This is a genomic window from Kribbella antiqua, from assembly GCF_004345665.1.
GTDB classification, from domain to species: Bacteria; Actinomycetota; Actinomycetes; order Propionibacteriales; family Kribbellaceae; genus Kribbella; species Kribbella antiqua.
The window spans coordinates 185,683-201,652 of sequence record NZ_SLWR01000004.1 but is presented as its reverse complement, the minus strand read 5'-3'; the positions used below and the strand labels follow the sequence as shown (position 1 = coordinate 201,652).

Genomic DNA, 15,970 nt, shown 5'->3' with positions numbered 1-15,970 from the left:
CTGAAGGCCCACGTGGGTTCACGTGGCGCATCTGGTCACACAGAACCTCGTTCTACCTCGCGTCACGAGTTCCGAACATGAGTCACCTCAAGCTGAGCTTCCATGGCGATGACCCGAGGCATCCGGTGGGCGGTGGATTCAAGATCGCGATCGATGACGAGGGGTACCGGCGCGCGATCGCCGAGGGCGAGCTCCTGTCCACCCGCAGCGGAATATGGCCGATCTGGTTCCCCGGGCAAGAGGTCGCCGAAGACGCGGTGTTGGTCACCCGGATGCGATGGACTTGGGACGCCTGCACCCGGCTCGGTCCGGCGCTGTCGCCGGGCGAGCTTCGGAGAGATGCGACAGGAATGTACGCGCCAGTTCCGCCGAAGCCGGGTGATGCCGTCGACGTTGACCTCATCGTGTCAGCAGGCCGACCGTACTGGCCGCAGGAGACGAAGGCTCGCCGGGACAATGCGTGCCTCGGCCCCCTGAAGAACGAAGCCGACCAGTGGCTGACCGGGACCGTGGTGAAGCGGACAGCGAGTCACCGTCCTCCGCCAGACAACGCGATCGGGCCTCGCCCCACGAGCTCGACTGACGAAGTCCGCGCAGTGGGCGCGGCGGTGGACTCTGAGGGGTTCCTGTGGATGGTCGAACAGCGGATGTCGCGTTCAGCCTTGGAAGCCGCCTCCGCCCTAGAGTAGGTGGCTCTTTGCTGAATTTGGCTCCTATGGATCAAGGCGCGCCTTCGGCGCGCGCCCCGGCCGTCCGCATGCGGCCTCCGGCCGTTCACCGGCCGGGGCCGCCCTTGGGTTCTTTCCTGAGATAGAGCAATGCCCTCCGGCGAGGGCCTCACGACTCCGGGATGACGGGTCCGAATCGGCCGGTACTTTGGTCGGGGGCGGGGTGCGTCTTCCCGCCTGCCGTTCAGCCCAGTCAGGCTCCTATCTCGCTACGCGTGGGCTGAACGGCAGACGGGAAGACGCTGGACCTGTCACATGCGGGAGCGCGCCCTGCGCCCTGACGCGACGTAGGAGCGGTCTCTGTCGGATCTAGGATCCGGTCTGGGCGACGGAGATTCCTTCGACCGAGAGCAAGGCACGCATGCCGCATATCGACCAGACCACTGTCAACGTCATCATCGGGGCACTGATCCCCACCGTCGCGGCTCTATTCGCCACCCGGACTGCGCTCCGAGATGTCGGGCTACGACGTGATCTTGAAGTCACCAGACGCTTCGTCGAGCTGGTTGGCGTGGTCGATGGGAGGCCGATCGATCGAGACCGGAAAGACGTGGGTGTGGTCGACCAGGTCGCTTCGATCTTTCTGCTGGTGGGCCTTGCCAATCGATACAGGTGGCTCAAGCCCGCGACGCTCTCCGTGCTCGATCAGTTCGGGCATCGGCCACACCTGCGCGAGGCTGCGCAGGTCGCACGCGACAGGATCTCCTGGACGCCGCTTGACCGGCTCACTCTTGGCAAGCGGTCCGCAACCCTCGCTCTGATCCAGATTCAAGTCTCCGAAGAGCCCCCAGGCGAACCGGCGCTGCCCTCTACATCTTCCGATCACTGACTATGTCTCAGGCCCGGACTTGCTAACGGATTTGCTAACAAACGGTGTGGATCGGGGTGGACGACCAGGCGCGAGGTTGGCCGGGGGCAGGCTCAGGTCGGACGGGGGATGCCTCGTGTGGACCGGTGGGGACGGGCTTGCGGCAACTTTTGAATCTCGAAGACCAGGATCGAAACCTGGCGGGGGAGCAACACAAACCCCGGTTCGGCAGACCGAGCCGGGGTTTTGCCAACCTCAGACCGGCTACTCCTCTGGGGAACCTGAAAATACTCGGAGCACGTGTCCGTCTGGGTCGGCGACACGGAACTCGCCGTCGTCGCCCGCGTACGGCATCAGGATCTTGGCTTCGTTGGTGACGAGTCGCTGGTACAGCGCGGCCGGTTCGCTGACGAATAGCGCGAGCCACGTGCCGGGCTGTCCCTGGCCGTTCACGCTGAGATAGATCTCGTGCCGGTCCCACCGGAGGATGCCGTAGTCGGCTGGATCTCCGAAGGTGCCAAGGAGTTCGAAGTCGAGGACCTCTGTGTAGAACTTGATGCTGGACCGTAGATCGGAGACGTTCAGGATCGGGTTGATGTGGACAAGGACCCCGCCTGTCGAACCCGGCATGATCTGCTCCTCGAGGGTCGCACTTTGCCAACAGAAACTGTGGATCGATGTGCACGAGTATGGACTAGACCGGTCCGATGCGGCCTGGCATCCGCTCGTCGATCATCACGGGCGGAGGTGCTCGATCGTGACGCCGTACTGTTCGGCTAGTCGCTGGGTGATTAGTGAGCGGTGGCACGCCTCGGGGTCGCGTTCGACGCAGAGCAGCGCTGCGACTCCACTTGACAGTGCCGACACGATCGGTGCGAGGTCGGCGTTGTCGAGGATCTGGGTGGTGTAGCGGCGGGTGTACTCGGGGGCGAGCTCGTGGCGCGTGCGTTTGCCGACCCCTTGGCCGTCGTCTTCGGCGTACTGGAGCTGGCGTAGCTCAGTGGTTGGGGCGAGCTCGAGGTGATGCTCGGAGGCGATCCCGGCATCGGCGAGGGCGGGCTGCAGCCGGAGTGAGTTCGCCCAGGCGTATTCGGGTCCGCGGACACCGCGCCGCTGGCGAACGTCGAGCAATAGGCGGACGTCGGCGGACCGCAGTCGTTGCATGAAGGACTCGGCGCCGAAACCGTAGACGCCGATTGTCAACATTCGGAGCATCGGAAGGCCTCCATCTGCCCCGCTACTCGTGCCGGCGCCCCGACCGGCACGAATAGCGAGTTGCCATCACGCGACGGCGGTTCCCTCGAGTTCGACCAGCTGGCCGGGGATCGCCAGTCGTGTTACTCCAAGCATCGTGGTGGTCGGCGCCACCCCGGCGGTGCCCAGCCGCGACGCGAGTACGCCGTACTGCTGGAAAAGCAGATCGACGTCGGTCGTGTAGACGTTGAGCCGGACGAGGTTGGTCAGCGACATGCCGGCCTCGCCGAGTACGGCCTCCAGGTTGTCGAGGCTCAGCGCCAACTGTGCCGCCATGTCGCCGTCATGCTGGGGCTTGCCGTCGCTGCTCATCGCGGTTTGGCCGGAGCAGTACAGGGTCCGGGTGTGCCCGGAGACGAGCTCACCCTGGTTGAACCCCAGCTCCACAGACCACTTGACCGGGTTGACTGCCGTTCGTTCCAGTGCCACATCAGCTCCATTCGATTGGTTGGGAGTACGGAGCCTGCCGGGAAATCACGACACCATTGGTCGTGTATTCGGATAAAGTTCGCGGATGCGCGCCGACCGGTTGGTCTCGCTGGTGCTGCTGCTGCGTCAGCGCGGTCGGCTGACCGCGGACACGCTGGCCCGCGAGCTCGAGGTGTCCACTCGTACCGTGCTGCGAGATATCGAGGCGCTGTCCGCGGCCGGCGTACCGGTTTACGCCGAACGCGGCCGGCATGGTGGGTTCGCGTTGTTGGCTGGTTTCCGGACCGAGCTCACTGGCCTGAACCACGACGAGGCCCTGGCCGTGCTGACCGCCGGATCGAAGCGTGGCGAGCAGGTTTTCGGTCTGGGTGCGGCGCTCGCTTCGGCCATGCGCAAGGTGGTCGACGCGCTGCCCGAAAGCCACCGCGCTACCGCGAGCGACGCGGCCCAGCGATTTCTCGTCGACCCGGAAACCGACCTGCTCTCACGCCGGCTGGTCACTGAGGAGGTGCCTGGCAGCACCATGATCGAGGTACGGCGCGCGGTCCTCGCGGGACACAAGTTGCGCATCCACTACGCGGCCACAGGTCAGACACCACGGTGGCGCACGGTGGACCCAATCGGCCTGGTCACCGTACGCGGCCGGGGCTACTTGCTGGCCACAAGATCCGGCGCAGAGCGCGCGTACCGGCTGTCGCGGATGCTGGCCGCCGAGGAGCTCCCCGAACCGGCACAGCGACCACACCAGGTCGACCTGGACCGGATCTGGCGGGAACGCGCGGCGCAGTTTCTGTCCGATGGGCATATCACCGTCTTGGTACGGGTGAACCCGGCGCGGCGGGAGGACCTGCTGGATGCCGCGGTGGCCGTCCGCGCAGAAGAGCCTGACGCAGACGGCTGGCTGCGGCTGGACCTGACCTTCCAAGACTCACGCCACGCCGAATGGGCCCTGTGGCAACTCAGCACCGACGCCGAAGCCCTCACCCCACAGTCCCTACGCACCGCCCTACACAACCGAGCCACCGCGCTCGCCACCCGCTACGCAGACTCACCCTGAGACTTGCCGGTAGTGGTTGGCGGCCTCTTGGATTTCGGTACGGTGGTTGCGCCAGAAGGCTGCGTCGGCGGTCGCGTCGGCGGCGGTGACTTGGCCGTCGGTCAGTTCGCGGATGATGTCGGCGTGGCCGGCGTGCTGGGCGGTTTCGGCGACCATCCTGATCAGCAGGACTCCTAGCGTTGTCTCACGGTGGCCGTCGGGCCAATGGGCGACGTGGCCTGGGCTGTTCAGGTCGAGCTCGGCGACGGTGAGATCGGAATGAGCGCAGGCTTGGCGGTAGACGCCGGTGATGTAGTCGCTCGATTCGTCGGGCGTGGCCCACATGTCGATCTCGTCGTACGGGTCGTCCCGGAACCAGGACGGGCGCTCGATGGGCGGGCGGCCGAACGACTCGCCGAGATAGCCGTACTCCAGGCCGGCCAGATGCTTGACCAGGCCGAGCAGATTCGTGCCAGTCGGGGTTGCCGGACGACGGCGCTCGTACTCCGGCAACCCGTCCAGCTTCGCGAGCATCACCGCCCGACTGCCCTGCAGAACCTTCAACAGTTCACCCTTGAGATCAACCATCACCGGACCTTACCGGCCGGAGTTGGACGGCGCTACGGTGTTGCGTTGGGTTGCCCGGCGACTGGGGAGGGGCTCTATGGACTGGAGCGAGCTGCCGCTGCGTGAGTGCCTGCGGGGTGGCGAGGCGGAGATGTTGGGGTTTGCTCTGGACCGGGTACGGCGGCAGTTTGCCTGGAAGACCGGGGGATTGGATGCCGAGCAGTTGCGGCGGCTGCATTCGCCGTCGTCGATGACGTTGGCCGGGTTGATCAAGCACATGGCGTTTGTCGAGGAGGGGTTCACGGCTCGGGCTGCCGGTCGGGCGCTTGGCGCGCCATGGGATGTCCGGGGGTGGGTCGAGAACGACGAGTGGGGGTGGCAGTCGGCGGTTACCGATGAGCCGCAGGAGTTGTATGCGTTGTGGTACGGCGCCGCGGCGCGGTCGCGGGCCGAATGGGCGGAGCTGAGTGCGGACGGCGGTCTCGATGTGGCGGTCGATGAAGGGGACCCGGACTGGGTGGTCAATCGCCGACGGATCCTGATCGACCTGCTGGAGGAGTACCTGAAGCACACCGGCCATGCCGACGTACTTCGGGAAGCGGTCGACGGGCTGCGGGGGAACGACCCGGAATGACCAGCGGCTCACGGATACTGGCTTGGTGATTTCTCTGCCGCATGGTCCGTCGGGGCTGACCAAAGCGACCTGGACGGATGCCGACTTCGAGGACATGGGGTGGCACGACTGCCGCATCCATGCGGTCAGCATCGGCGAGTACGACGACGACACGTTGCCGCCGGCAAGGTTGTTGCTCGACCTCGACTACATCGTGCAGTGGGTGGATCCGGCACCTTTCCGGCAGCACTTCACCTTCTGGATCGCACCCGCGACGCTGGTGTTCGAACAGGCGTGGGACATCTCCGGCGAACTCGGACCGCTGCACGAATTGATGGAGATCGCCGACCTCCACCGGCTCGATCCGCCGGACGGCAAGCCTGATCCGTTGTGGCACCTCGAGGGCCAGAACTTCGAGATCCGCCTCCGGGCGCCGGGATACACGCAGTACCTGCGCCGACCCCCGCACCACGTGCCCCGCCAGATCCTCACCTCATCCGAACGCGACGGCCTCAGCTTCGCCGAACGCTCCTTCACCTGATCGGCGCGCCGGACGCCTCGTCGCCCTGGGCGGCGCGCCGGACGCTTCGTCGCCCTGATTGGCGCGCCGGATGCGGAACGCACGGTCGCCTGCTGGTTAGCTCGGTTGGATGAGTCAGGCTCGGGTGCCGTTTCCGTTGCTGGCGGTCGTACCGGCGGAGTTGCGCGGGATCATCCTCGACTTTCATTGGGATACAGAGCTGCTGCATGGGCTGGAGCTGCCCGTGAGTCGTGTCGATGTGGCTGAGCTGGAGTGGCACTTGGAGTTGCCGTTCTGGGCTCATGCGGAGCGGCCGTTTCAGGTGAGTCCGCTGCAGGTGACCGCGCGTCCGGAGGTCTATCCGGAGCAGTACGCGCGGACGATGGCGGCTGATCTGCGGTATCCGCTGGATGCCGTACGGCGGCCGGACGGGCGCGTGACGATCCTCGACGGCGTGCACCGGCTGCTGCGGGCGTGGATGAGTCGGCAGGCGGTGGTGCGAGTGCGGGTGCTCGAGTGGGATGAGCTGGATGCGATCGCGGTTACTCGATGACGCAGAAGACGGTGCCGTCCGGATCCGCGAGTACGACGAAATCGGCGTCTGGCGGGTAGGTCCACTCGACCCGGCGCGCGCCGAGGGCAATCAGCCGCTCGACCTCGGTCTCGAGGTCGGAGTCGGTGCGGTCGACCCAGAGGTCGAGATGCGTGCGGTCGGTCTCGTCGAGGTGGAGGCGCGTGCCGCTGCCGTCCTTCGAGCCGAGAAACGCCGGGTTGCCGGGCTGAGCGTCGTACCCGAGCGCCTTGCTCCAGAACGCCGCCGAGCGGCCGATGTCCGACACCTGCAACACAACCGCGCCGAGTGAGACTGCCATCGGTACTCCTTCCGTCATTCGCCGGTCTGGCCGTCGATGCTTTCGCGAATCAGGTCGGCGTGGCCGTTGTGGCGCGCGTACTCGCCGATGAGTTTCTGCAGGTTCCAGCGCACGCTCATGCCGCTGCCGCCGCCGATCGAGTCGAGTGTTGGGTGCTGGCTGATCAGGTCGTCCGTGGCTCGGCGCTCGCGCTCCCACGCCGCCATCGAGTCCTGCACCATCGAGGTGTCGACGTCGAAATCCCACTCCCGGCCGTTGTCGGCGTACTCGCCCCAGACGTATTCCAACTCGATCCTCGGGCCGAGCGCCCAGGCGCCGTACGCGCGTTCCATCTCGGTCAGGTGGCGGACGAGTCCCAGCAACGACAACCTCGACGGCGGCACCGCGCGCCGCACCAGCTGCTCCGCGTCGAGGCCGGCGCACTTGGCCGCCAGCGCATCCCGCTGAAACGCAAGCCACCCAAGCAGAATGCTCCGCTCATCCCCATCCGCCGGCTGCGTCACCCGTCCCATACCCCCATCCTCCCGCCCGCCGCCGACATTTCTCAGCCGGCCCTCCGCACCGCCCCCAACCCACCTTTCCGGAGCCTTTTCGTCACTGGGCGCAGATTAGTTTCCGGAAATCACACGTCCTGATCCGTCAATTGCTCCGCCCGTACGACGAACTCCGCCAGCCCGTCGACCTGGGTGGTGGGACGAGTTGGTGATCGTGCGGCCGATCGGCGTCCGGCGGGTGGCACGCGGCGAGGTGGTGTCAGCGGAGTTCCTGTGGTCGGGCGGCTTGCGGATCAGGCTGCGGGACGGCTCGCGCTTGCGAGCCAATCTGTCTCCGAAATGGTCGTCCACCGAGTTGAGTGGGGATCCGCCTCCGCCGGACAGTGCGGCGTACGTGATCACGCGGTGGGCGCAAGGGGCGGATGGGTAGGCGGGTAGGTGCGGAGAGTTACGGGGGCCGCTGGGTTGCCCGGGGGAGCGGGGGGTGTGGGGGAGCAAGTAGGCTTGCGCGGGCGCCGTTTCGGGTGCCTGTGCTGATACTTGTTGCAGAACTCGCAGGGAACTCGAGGAGAAGACCGCGTGACTTCCCATCGTCCCGCGGCGGTCGTGATCATGGCCGCCGGTCTGGGAACCCGGATGAAATCGGCGACCCCGAAGGTGTTGCACGAGATCGGCGGGCGCAGTCTCGTCGGGCACGCCGTGGTCACCGCCCGTGCGCTCGACCCCGAGCACCTGGTGGTCGTGGTCGGCAACGGCCGCGAGCTGGTCGAGGCTCACCTGAAACAGATCGACCCCGAGGCGAAAGCCGCCGTCCAGGAGCAGCAGCTCGGGACCGGCGATGCCGTTCGCGCCGGGCTGAGCGCCGTACCGGAGGACTTCGAAGGGTCGGTCGTCGTCACGTCGGGTGATGTTCCGCTGCTCGAGGCCGAGACACTGCAGGAACTGGTCGCGGAGCACGACAAGCAGGGCAACGCGGTGACCGTCCTGACCGCGCGGGTGGCCGACCCGACCGGGTACGGGCGGATCATCCCGGGCGAGGACGGGTCCGTCGCCGGGATCGTGGAGCACAAGGACGCGACGCCCGAGCAGCGGCAGATCGACGAGATCAACGCCGGGATCTACGTCTTCGACGCAGCCACGCTGCGCGACGGGCTGAGCCGGATCACCACCGACAACGCCCAGGGCGAGCTCTATCTGACCGACGTCCTGGCGATCGCGCGAGACGACGGCAAGCGCGTCGGCGCGTTCGTCACCGAGGACGCGATGCAGACCGAAGGCGTCAACGACCGGGTCCAGCTGGCGACGCTCCGGGCAGAGCTGAACCGCCGTACGCTCGACAAGCTCATGCGCGACGGCGTCACGATCGTCGACCCGAACACGACCTGGGTGGACCAGACGGTCCAGCTGGCGCGCGACGTCACGCTGCTGCCGAACACCCAGCTGCACGGCGCGACCACGGTGGAAACCGGAGCGACGATCGGGCCGGACACCACGCTGACCGACGTACAGGTCGGCGAAGGCGCCACGATCATCCGGGCGCACGCATCGCAGTCCGTGATCGGCCCCCGAGCGGATGTCGGCCCGTACGCCTACCTCCGGCCCGGCACGAGCGTCGGTGTGGCGGGCAAGATCGGGACTTTCGTCGAGACCAAGAACACCAGCATTGGCGACGGCGCGAAGGTGCCGCACCTCACGTACGCCGGGGATGCGACCATCGACGAGGGTGCGAACATCGGCGCGGGCACCATCTTCGCCAACTACGACGGCATCGCGAAGCACCGGACCCACATCGGCAAGCACTCCTTCATCGGCAGCAACTCGGTGCTGGTCGCGCCGCGGGACGTCGCGGACGGTGCGTACCTGGCCGCCGGTACGGCGCTGACCGAGGACGTCGGGCCGGGTGAGATCGCGGTGGCGCGGTCGCGGCAGCGCAACATCAAGGGCTGGGTGGCCCGTAAGCGTGCGGGTACGAAGACCGCGAAGGCAGCCGAAGAAGCGTGTGCGGACCAAGGCGCCGTGAGCGACACTGACGAGAAGGCGTAACGGGAGGCCGGCCATGAGCGGGATGAAGCGAACCACCGAGAAGAACCTGATGGTGTTCTCCGGCCGGGCTCACCCCGGTCTGGCCGAGGAGGTCGCCGAGCAGCTCGGCGCCGGCCTGGTCCCGACCTCGGCGTACGACTTCGCCAACGGCGAGATCTATGTCCGGTTCGAGGAGTCGGTCCGGGGCAGCGACGCGTTCGTGATCCAGAGCCACACCTCGCCGATCAACGAGTGGATCATGGAGCAGCTGATCATGGTCGATGCGCTGAAGCGGGCGTCGGCCAAGCGGATCACCGTCGTGCTCCCGTTCTACGGGTACGCGCGGCAGGACAAGAAGCACCGCGGTCGCGAACCGATCTCGGCGCGGCTGATGGCGGACCTGTTCAAGACCGCCGGCGCGAACCGGCTGATCTGCGTCGACCTGCACACGTCCCAGATCCAGGGCTTCTTCGACGGCCCGGTGGACCACCTGATGGCGCTGCCGATCCTGAGCGAGTACGTGCAGCAGAAGTACGGCGATCAGCAGCTCGCGGTGGTCTCGCCGGACGCCGGCCGGATCAAGGTCGCCGAGCAGTGGTCGGCCCGGCTGAACGGCGCACCGCTGGCCTTCATCCACAAGACGCGCGACATCGAGCGGCCGAACGAGACGGTCGCCAACCGCGTCGTCGGTGAGGTGAAGGGCCGGGTCTGCATCCTGGTCGACGACATGATCGACACCGCCGGCACCATCACCAAGGCGGCCGACGCGCTGTACGCCGACGGCGCGGCCGGCGTGGTGATCGCGGCCACGCACGCGATCCTGTCCGGCCCGGCGGTGGACCGGCTGAAGAACTGCCAGGCCAGCGAGGTGATCGTCACCAATACGCTGCCGATCGCCGAGGACCGCCGCTTCGACAAGCTGACCGAGCTGTCCATCGCACCACTGATCAGCCGGGCCATCCGCGAGGTCTTCGAGGACGGCTCGGTCACCAGCCTGTTCGACGGCCGCGCTTGAGCAGTCGAAAGGCGTTGGCTGTCAGGCGCTGATCCGGCGGCCGGTCACCGTCCCGGTGCCGGAGTCCACGACCTGGGTCTCGCTGCCCGGCGCGAACACGGTGAACCGGTAGGTGGCGGTGATCTTGCCGTCGGACAGCTTGCCCCGGAGCCGCACTCGGACCGTCGGCCCCACCGACTCCGGTCCCTGCTCGCCCGGGAACCCGGTCCAGAAGGTCGCCTGGAACCACTTGCCCTTCCGCGCCCAAGTACCGGTGAACGGCGGCCCGGCCGGACTGATGTCGTGCGAGACGATCACGCCACCTCCGGCAAAGCTCAGCACCAGCCGTACCTTGTCCGGCGAGCCGTCGTCCTGCCGCACGCACATCCAGCTGCCGAGCAACCCGTGGTCGCCGTCCGCCGCTGCCGGCGTAGCAGTCGCCAGCCCAGCGATCGCCACACCACCTGCCGCGATGCCTGCACCCCTCAGCGCCTGACGGCGCCCCAATGCGTTCTCACTCATGGAGTCCCTCCCCAGAGATCCGCTGTTTCCTCCAAGCTGCACCCGGTACGACGCCATGGCAACGGCTCGGTCCGTCCGACGACGAGGCGTAACGCCCTGCCTCCTCGCTGTACCGAGACGTCCTACTCGACGGCAGTCCCGGTACGACGCCACGCGTAGTACGCGAGGCCGACCGCGCCGGCCGTCATGGGTACTGCGGTGATCAGCCCGATCCACCCGCTGCCCGGGATCACGAAGGTGACCACGATGACCAGCAGGAGCACTGGGATCCAGCGTGGCACGGCGTGCGACCGCCACAAGCCGATCACCTGGATCACGGTGCCGACGGCAACCATCAGCGCGCCGGCCATCACCGTGCCGAGCAAGTGCGGCGTGTCGTCCGCGACGTGGTCCATCACCGCGCCGCCGGTCGCTGCGTCGACTCCCGTGGCGAAGTAATACGTCGCCGCCCATCCCGCCACGCCAACCGCGTACAGCGCCGTACCGATCCACATCACCAGTCCGCCGATCGTTGCCCAAGGCGCGCCCCGGTGGCAGACGAGGAAGACGGTCAGTAGCGCCTGAGCCGGGACGTTCAGCACCAGATTCGCGCTCAGGACGACGAGCAGCCCCCACCAGCGATCCCGGAGCGGCTGGATGTCGGCGTACGTGTAGGTCTCGCCACCGCCCGACGGCTCAGGCCAGAGCAGCCCGCCCGGCACGGCCGCGACGGACGTGATGACGAAGATCAGGCTGACGAGTCCGATGCGCTTGCGGGTGACGGGATCGGACGCCGGTACGGCGGACCGACGCGCGGTTTCGGTGGACATGAGTGGGACCTCCCCTGGTGACAACTGACACTTCAGGAAACGTCGCGGCCGGTGCCCGGCACATCGGAGCGGGTACGGAGGCCGATGCCCGTGCTGGCTCGGAGCCGTACGGCGGTGTGCGGCCTTACCCTGACGACATGCGGTGGCCGCGGTGGGTCGCGCTCGGTACCTTCCTGCTCGTCCTGGTGATGGTGGCAGGGAGCTCCTGGCTGCTGATCGCGTACCGCACCGGCCCGCACACGCTCAGGAACTTCATCGGCCTGGCAGCGATCGGGACCGTCATCACACTGCTCGGGCTCGCCGTCAGCCGGCGTGAATCGACCAACCCCGTCGGCGCGATCCTGGGCTGGATGGGCGCCATCGCGCTGTTCCTCACCGGACGCGATGTCTACTACAACGCCGTGGTCCACGATGGCCTGCCGTTGGACAGCCGAGTAGTGGCCTGGTTCGAGGAGTCAGGCTGGTGGTTGCTGGTTGCCGTCGCGTTCCTGCTGCTCTACTTCCCCGATGGCCGCTTGGTGAGCCGTCGCTGGAGAGCAGTCCCGCCGGCGTTGCTCCTGCTCGGTGTGGCGCAACAGGTCTTCGGTGCCTTCGCCTCGGAACCCTTCCTGCAGCCGCTGCAGGTCATGCCGAGGCCGTATGAGCCGCTGTCGGGAGCGCTGCGGGTCGTGAGCGACGTCGAGTTCTTCGGCTTCCTGGCGCTGTGCTTGACCGCGGTTGTTCCCGTCTTCATCCGGTACCGCAGCTCGACCGGCAAGGTCCGCGCCCAGGTCAAGTGGCTGACCCTCGCCGGCCTCGCAGCCGTCCTCTACCCCTTCGTCTGCGGGGCCGAGATCATCGTCACCGGCGACACCGGCATAGTGGCGACCGTCTTCGGCATCGTCGCTCTGGTGTCCCTCCCGGCGTCCGTTGGCGTGGCAATGCTCCGGCACGACCTGTACGACGTCGACCGCGTGCTGGCCGACACAGTCACCTACGGCATCGTCATGGTGGTCCTACTCGGCACCTACGCCGTAGCGGCCGTCTCACTCGGGCTGGTCCTCAGCGACTCCGCAGCCGTGGCCGCTGCTGCCACGGCCGTCTGTGCGCTGGTCCTGACCCCGCTGCGGTCCCGACTGCAGCGTTCAGTCGACCGTCGGCTCTACCCGCCACGCCGTGCCGCCCTGCTGGCGATCGAGGACCTGCAGCGGCGTATCCACACCGAGCAGGCGCAGCCGGAGGAGCTGGAGTCCGCTCTGCGTACCGCACTGCGCGATCCGGGCCTCCGCGTCGGTCTACTCGTCCCTGGCGCGTCTGGCTTCGTAGATGCCTCCGGTACGCCGGTGAGCGGGCCTCAGCTGGTTCCGGTGATGCTGGGTGGTGCGCAGATCGGCGTACTCGCGTCGCAGCAGACCAGTCCCGCCGTACTGAAGGCAGTGGCGGCTGGGGCGGCCAGTCTGGTTGAGGTTACGCGGCTACGGGCGGAGCTGGCTGGTGCGTTGCGTGAGGTCGAGGCGAGCCGGGCGCGGCTGGTGCAGGCGGGTGATGCGGAGCGGCGACGGCTGGAGCGGGATCTGCACGACGGGGCGCAGCAGCGGCTGGTCTCGCTGGGAATGGCGATGCGGTTGGCGCAGCGGCATCTGGGCGACGGGAGCGTCGACGTCGACGGGCTGCTCGACCAGGGCGTCGCGGAGCTGGCCACGGCGGTCGCCGAGCTGCGGCAGATCGCGCACGGGTTGCGGCCGACCAGTCTGGACGACGGGTTGCATGCGGCGCTGAGCGCGATCACGCAGTCGCTGCCGATCCCGGTCCGGCTGCAGATCCCGCCTGACCTGCCCGAGGAGCTGGCCACCACGGCGTACTTCGTAGCAGCCGAGGCGGTGACCAACGCGGCGAAGTACGCGAACGCGACGTCGATCGCGGTGCGCGTCGCGCGGTCGGCCGACGAGGTGACTGTGCTGATCGAGGACGACGGGTGCGGTGGCGCGGCACCGCGTCCAGGGTCGGGCCTGAGTGGACTACTGGACCGCGTGGCCGCCGTCGGCGGTTCTCTGCAGCTGCGCAGCCCAGCCGGGAGCGGTACGACGGTCGAGGCGGTGCTCCCGTGCGGATCGTGATCGGGGAGGACTCTGCGCTGTTCCGGGAAGGGCTAGCGCGGTTGCTGGCCGACGCCGGGCACGAGATCGTCGGCCTCGCGCCCGACGCCCCGACCCTGATCACTGTGGTCGCGCAGACTTCACCCGATCTGGCGGTGATCGACATCCGGATGCCGCCCGACCAGACCGACGACGGAGCCCGCGCGGCCCGACGGCTCCGGATGCTGCACCCTGACCTGGCCATCGTGCTGCTGTCCCAGCACATCGAGACCCGGCATTCGGTCGAGCTGGTGGCGACGGGAGCCTTCGGCTACCTGCTGAAGGATCGCGTACTCGCGGTCGACCAGTTCCTGGACGCACTGGACCGGGTCGCGGCGGGCGGATCGGCGCTCGATCCCGAGGTGGTCGCGCGGTTGCTCGGTCGCCAGCGCGACGATGATCGGCTGGCGCCACTGACGCCGCGGGAGCGTGAGGTACTCGCGTTGATGGCCGAGGGCTGCACCAACGTCGGGATCGGCCGCCGGCTGTTCCTGACCGAACGGACCGTGGAGACGCATGTCGGCAGCATCCTGGCGAAGCTCGGGCTGCTCACGAACGACGAACAGCACCGCCGGGTGCTCGCCGTACTGGCATATCTTGGGGAGCACTGACCGCTCTTCCTGAGGATGTTGCCATGCGGATCGCCGTGTTCCACCCCGGCGCGATGGGATCGAAGCTCGCCGCGCAACTGGTTGCCGCGGGCCACGAAGTGCACTGGGTGCCGGACGGGCGGAGTGAAGCTTCCGTTGCGCGTGCGGCGGAGGCCGGCCTGATCGGGACGCCGTTCGCCGAGGCGGTCGACGCGGCCGAGGTGGTGTTGTGTTCGTGTGCGCCGCAGGGTGCGGTCGACATCGCCGTACAGGTGGGGAAGGCCGGGTTCGGCGGGCTCTACATCGAGGCGAATCCGTTGTCGCCGGCATCGTTGCGCGAGGCACAGGCCGCGGTGCCGCAAGCAACCTTCGTGGACGCGGGCGTGGTCGGTCCACCGCCGACCGGCGGGTCTAGCCCCACTCACCTGATGCTGTCGGGCAGCGCCGCTCAGCAGGCCGCTTCGCTGTGGGCCGGCACGGCGGTGACGCCGATGGTGGTCGGTGACGAACCAGGTGCCGCGAGCGCGGCGAAGTCGTCGTACGCCCTCTACAACAAGGGGAAGGCGGCGCTCGCCGTACTCGCGTTCCAATTGGCGGAGAAGCACGGCGTCACGGAAGCGCTGACGGCACAGCAGGTCCGCGCGGACGCCGGCTCGCTGCAGGATCCGTCGCTGCCCGACCAGCTCCGCCGCGTCGCCTGGCGCTGGGGCCCAGAGTTCGACGAGCTCGCGGCGACCTTGGACGACGCAGGCCTGGAAGGCGACGCAGCCCGAGCGCTGCGCCAGGTCTGGACGAAGCTCACCTAGTACGTCGGCTGGCCGTAGTCGCGGAGCACGAACGGCGGGATGAGGTCGATCAGCCGGGCCATCGCCTCGAGGCGGGCGAGGACGTCGGGGATCTCGAAGATGCCGGTGCCCCAGGAGACCAGTGCGTTTCCGGCGATCTGCCACTCCAGGCCCGGGTTGTGGAGCTGCCACTCCATCATCCGGGGGTGGAGTACGGCGGACGCGTAGCGGTCGTCCGCGCAGGCGATCCGGAATGCGTCGTTGAACGCCTGGCTCTCCAGTTCGAGGTCGCGGCCCGCGAAGGTGCGCTTCAGGCCGGAGTCCTTGGTGAGGGTGATCGGCGGCAGGGCGACGGGCAGGTTGAGCGCGACCACGTGCACCGGATGCGACTGCTGTGTCTTGCCGTTGCTGGTGGTGTACGTGTAGTCGAGCGCACACATGCCCCGGCCGCGGAAGTCACCGGCGATCATCTCGCCCGGGCGGCCGGGCTGGAACAGGTTCGCGGTCACGTTCACCAGCCAGGGGTTCGGCGGGACCGGAAACCAGCCGAACTGAGCCGCGGCGATCGCCCGCTGCCGCAGACGCTTCTGCCGCTGTTTCACCAGTACGACGATCAGCACGACCAACGCCAGGATCGGGACAGCGACGATCAAGAGCGTCAGGAAGCTGAAACTGTAGGCGGCCACCGGAGGAACCCTACGGAGCCAGTGGTCCTTCGGTGGCCGGGGCCTTCTGGATCAGGCCGGAATTGGGTGGGAAAGTCGTCGCCGTGGGCGCCGGTCAGGCTGGGTGGAAACTGCCTTGAAGGACGGA

Annotated in this window: 20 protein-coding genes; 11 read left to right on the top strand and 9 right to left on the bottom strand. The window is 67.7% G+C overall.

Translation table 11 applies throughout. The features are described 5' to 3' along the window. The first annotated feature begins 77 nt into the window (after window positions 1–77). A complete protein-coding gene (locus EV646_RS13490; RefSeq protein ID WP_132148258.1) occupies window positions 78–689 on the top strand; it encodes a hypothetical protein in 612 nt (203 codons plus the stop codon). A gap of 400 nt (window positions 690–1,089) precedes the next feature. After that, window positions 1,090–1,557 carry a hypothetical protein gene (locus EV646_RS13485; RefSeq protein ID WP_132148256.1) on the top strand — a complete coding sequence of 156 codons (468 nt, stop codon included), beginning with the start codon at window positions 1,090–1,092 and terminating at the stop codon, window positions 1,555–1,557. Between the two features lie 243 nt (window positions 1,558–1,800). Here EV646_RS13485 and EV646_RS13480 read toward each other — a convergent pair whose 3' ends face one another. From EV646_RS13480 to EV646_RS13470, 3 genes are all read right to left on the bottom strand, one after another. Beyond that, a complete protein-coding gene (locus EV646_RS13480) occupies window positions 1,801–2,166 on the bottom strand; it encodes a VOC family protein (protein ID WP_132148254.1) in 366 nt (121 codons plus the stop codon). A 105-nt stretch (window positions 2,167–2,271) separates the two neighbouring features. Further along, window positions 2,272–2,751 (bottom strand): DUF488 domain-containing protein, encoded by a 480-nt coding sequence (locus tag EV646_RS13475; protein ID WP_132148252.1) that lies wholly within the window; start codon window positions 2,749–2,751, stop codon window positions 2,272–2,274. Between the two features lie 66 nt (window positions 2,752–2,817). Beyond that, window positions 2,818–3,213, bottom strand: a complete 396-nt coding sequence (locus EV646_RS13470) for a RidA family protein (protein WP_132148906.1) — start codon at window positions 3,211–3,213, stop codon at window positions 2,818–2,820. Between the two features lie 91 nt (window positions 3,214–3,304). Between EV646_RS13470 and EV646_RS13465 the strand changes: the two genes are divergently transcribed. Further along, entirely contained in the window at window positions 3,305–4,276 is a 972-nt protein-coding gene (locus EV646_RS13465) for a helix-turn-helix transcriptional regulator (RefSeq protein ID WP_132148250.1), read from the top strand. Here EV646_RS13465 and EV646_RS13460 read toward each other — a convergent pair. Continuing rightward, window positions 4,268–4,843 (bottom strand): DinB family protein, encoded by a 576-nt coding sequence (locus EV646_RS13460; protein WP_132148248.1) that lies wholly within the window; start codon window positions 4,841–4,843, stop codon window positions 4,268–4,270. The genes EV646_RS13465 and EV646_RS13460 overlap by 9 nt on opposite strands. A 76-nt stretch (window positions 4,844–4,919) precedes the next feature. Here EV646_RS13460 and EV646_RS13455 point away from each other — a divergent pair, with 76 nt between their 5' ends. From EV646_RS13455 to EV646_RS13445, 3 genes are all read left to right on the top strand, one after another. After that, window positions 4,920–5,456 carry a mycothiol transferase gene (locus EV646_RS13455; RefSeq protein ID WP_132148246.1) on the top strand — a complete coding sequence of 179 codons (537 nt, stop codon included), beginning with the start codon at window positions 4,920–4,922 and terminating at the stop codon, window positions 5,454–5,456. Between the two features lie 25 nt (window positions 5,457–5,481). Continuing rightward, window positions 5,482–5,976: a hypothetical protein gene (locus tag EV646_RS13450; protein ID WP_132148244.1), complete on the top strand. Its 495-nt coding sequence runs from the start codon at window positions 5,482–5,484 to the stop codon at window positions 5,974–5,976. A 109-nt stretch (window positions 5,977–6,085) separates the two neighbouring features. Further along, complete coding sequence (locus EV646_RS13445) at window positions 6,086–6,508, top strand: hypothetical protein (RefSeq protein WP_132148243.1); 423 nt, start codon at window positions 6,086–6,088, stop codon at window positions 6,506–6,508. On the opposite strand, the gene EV646_RS13440 is transcribed toward EV646_RS13445, so the two are convergent. Continuing rightward, window positions 6,498–6,827: a VOC family protein gene (locus EV646_RS13440; RefSeq protein ID WP_132148241.1), complete on the bottom strand. Its 330-nt coding sequence runs from the start codon at window positions 6,825–6,827 to the stop codon at window positions 6,498–6,500. The genes EV646_RS13445 and EV646_RS13440 overlap by 11 nt on opposite strands. A 14-nt stretch (window positions 6,828–6,841) precedes the next feature. Beyond that, window positions 6,842–7,339 carry a DinB family protein gene (locus EV646_RS13435; RefSeq protein WP_132148239.1) on the bottom strand — a complete coding sequence of 166 codons (498 nt, stop codon included), beginning with the start codon at window positions 7,337–7,339 and terminating at the stop codon, window positions 6,842–6,844. 561 nt (window positions 7,340–7,900) lie between these two features. Here EV646_RS13435 and glmU point away from each other — a divergent pair. Further along, window positions 7,901–9,364, top strand: a complete 1,464-nt coding sequence (gene glmU / locus EV646_RS13425; protein ID WP_132148235.1) for a bifunctional UDP-N-acetylglucosamine diphosphorylase/glucosamine-1-phosphate N-acetyltransferase GlmU — start codon at window positions 7,901–7,903, stop codon at window positions 9,362–9,364. A gap of 13 nt (window positions 9,365–9,377) precedes the next feature. Beyond that, complete coding sequence (locus EV646_RS13420; protein WP_132148233.1) at window positions 9,378–10,358, top strand: ribose-phosphate diphosphokinase; 981 nt, start codon at window positions 9,378–9,380, stop codon at window positions 10,356–10,358. A gap of 21 nt (window positions 10,359–10,379) precedes the next feature. Here EV646_RS13420 and EV646_RS13415 read toward each other — a convergent pair whose 3' ends face one another. Together EV646_RS13415 and EV646_RS13410 are read right to left on the bottom strand one after the other, a co-directional pair. After that, window positions 10,380–10,859: a hypothetical protein gene (locus EV646_RS13415; protein ID WP_132148231.1), complete on the bottom strand. Its 480-nt coding sequence runs from the start codon at window positions 10,857–10,859 to the stop codon at window positions 10,380–10,382. Between the two features lie 122 nt (window positions 10,860–10,981). Then, window positions 10,982–11,668 carry a hypothetical protein gene (locus EV646_RS13410; RefSeq protein WP_132148229.1) on the bottom strand — a complete coding sequence of 229 codons (687 nt, stop codon included), beginning with the start codon at window positions 11,666–11,668 and terminating at the stop codon, window positions 10,982–10,984. Between the two features lie 137 nt (window positions 11,669–11,805). Between EV646_RS13410 and EV646_RS13405 the strand changes: the two genes are divergently transcribed. From EV646_RS13405 to EV646_RS13395, 3 genes are read left to right on the top strand one after another with little or no spacing between them, the layout of a single operon-like run. Next, window positions 11,806–13,764: a histidine kinase gene (locus EV646_RS13405; RefSeq protein WP_132148227.1), complete on the top strand. Its 1,959-nt coding sequence runs from the start codon at window positions 11,806–11,808 to the stop codon at window positions 13,762–13,764. Then, the gene (locus EV646_RS13400; protein WP_132148225.1) at window positions 13,752–14,393 is read left to right on the top strand and encodes a response regulator transcription factor; all 642 of its coding nucleotides are present in this window, start codon (window positions 13,752–13,754) and stop codon (window positions 14,391–14,393) included. The genes EV646_RS13405 and EV646_RS13400 overlap by 13 nt, the downstream gene beginning before the upstream one ends. A gap of 23 nt (window positions 14,394–14,416) precedes the next feature. Continuing rightward, window positions 14,417–15,178, top strand: a complete 762-nt coding sequence (locus EV646_RS13395; RefSeq protein ID WP_132148223.1) for an NAD(P)-dependent oxidoreductase — start codon at window positions 14,417–14,419, stop codon at window positions 15,176–15,178. Here the strand turns inward: EV646_RS13395 and EV646_RS13390 are convergent. Further along, entirely contained in the window at window positions 15,175–15,843 is a 669-nt protein-coding gene (locus EV646_RS13390) for a hypothetical protein (RefSeq protein WP_132148221.1), read from the bottom strand. The genes EV646_RS13395 and EV646_RS13390 overlap by 4 nt on opposite strands. Window positions 15,844–15,970: the final 127 nt, after the last annotated feature.

Coding starts and splice junctions, on each gene's coding strand:
- EV646_RS13475 (WP_132148252.1), bottom strand. CDS start 2,751: ATGCTCCGAATGTTGACAATCGGCGTCTACGGTTTCGGCGCCGAGTCC.
- EV646_RS13485 (WP_132148256.1), top strand. CDS start 1,090: ATGCCGCATATCGACCAGACCACTGTCAACGTCATCATCGGGGCACTG.
- EV646_RS13490 (WP_132148258.1), top strand. CDS start 78: ATGAGTCACCTCAAGCTGAGCTTCCATGGCGATGACCCGAGGCATCCG.
- EV646_RS13455 (WP_132148246.1), top strand. CDS start 4,920: ATGGACTGGAGCGAGCTGCCGCTGCGTGAGTGCCTGCGGGGTGGCGAG.
- EV646_RS13435 (WP_132148239.1), bottom strand. CDS start 7,339: ATGGGACGGGTGACGCAGCCGGCGGATGGGGATGAGCGGAGCATTCTG.
- EV646_RS13440 (WP_132148241.1), bottom strand. CDS start 6,827: ATGGCAGTCTCACTCGGCGCGGTTGTGTTGCAGGTGTCGGACATCGGC.
- EV646_RS13460 (WP_132148248.1), bottom strand. CDS start 4,843: ATGGTTGATCTCAAGGGTGAACTGTTGAAGGTTCTGCAGGGCAGTCGG.
- EV646_RS13445 (WP_132148243.1), top strand. CDS start 6,086: ATGAGTCAGGCTCGGGTGCCGTTTCCGTTGCTGGCGGTCGTACCGGCG.
- EV646_RS13415 (WP_132148231.1), bottom strand. CDS start 10,859: ATGAGTGAGAACGCATTGGGGCGCCGTCAGGCGCTGAGGGGTGCAGGC.
- EV646_RS13395 (WP_132148223.1), top strand. CDS start 14,417: ATGCGGATCGCCGTGTTCCACCCCGGCGCGATGGGATCGAAGCTCGCC.
- EV646_RS13480 (WP_132148254.1), bottom strand. CDS start 2,166: ATGCCGGGTTCGACAGGCGGGGTCCTTGTCCACATCAACCCGATCCTG.
- EV646_RS13410 (WP_132148229.1), bottom strand. CDS start 11,668: ATGTCCACCGAAACCGCGCGTCGGTCCGCCGTACCGGCGTCCGATCCC.
- EV646_RS13465 (WP_132148250.1), top strand. CDS start 3,305: ATGCGCGCCGACCGGTTGGTCTCGCTGGTGCTGCTGCTGCGTCAGCGC.
- EV646_RS13420 (WP_132148233.1), top strand. CDS start 9,378: ATGAGCGGGATGAAGCGAACCACCGAGAAGAACCTGATGGTGTTCTCC.
- EV646_RS13405 (WP_132148227.1), top strand. CDS start 11,806: ATGCGGTGGCCGCGGTGGGTCGCGCTCGGTACCTTCCTGCTCGTCCTG.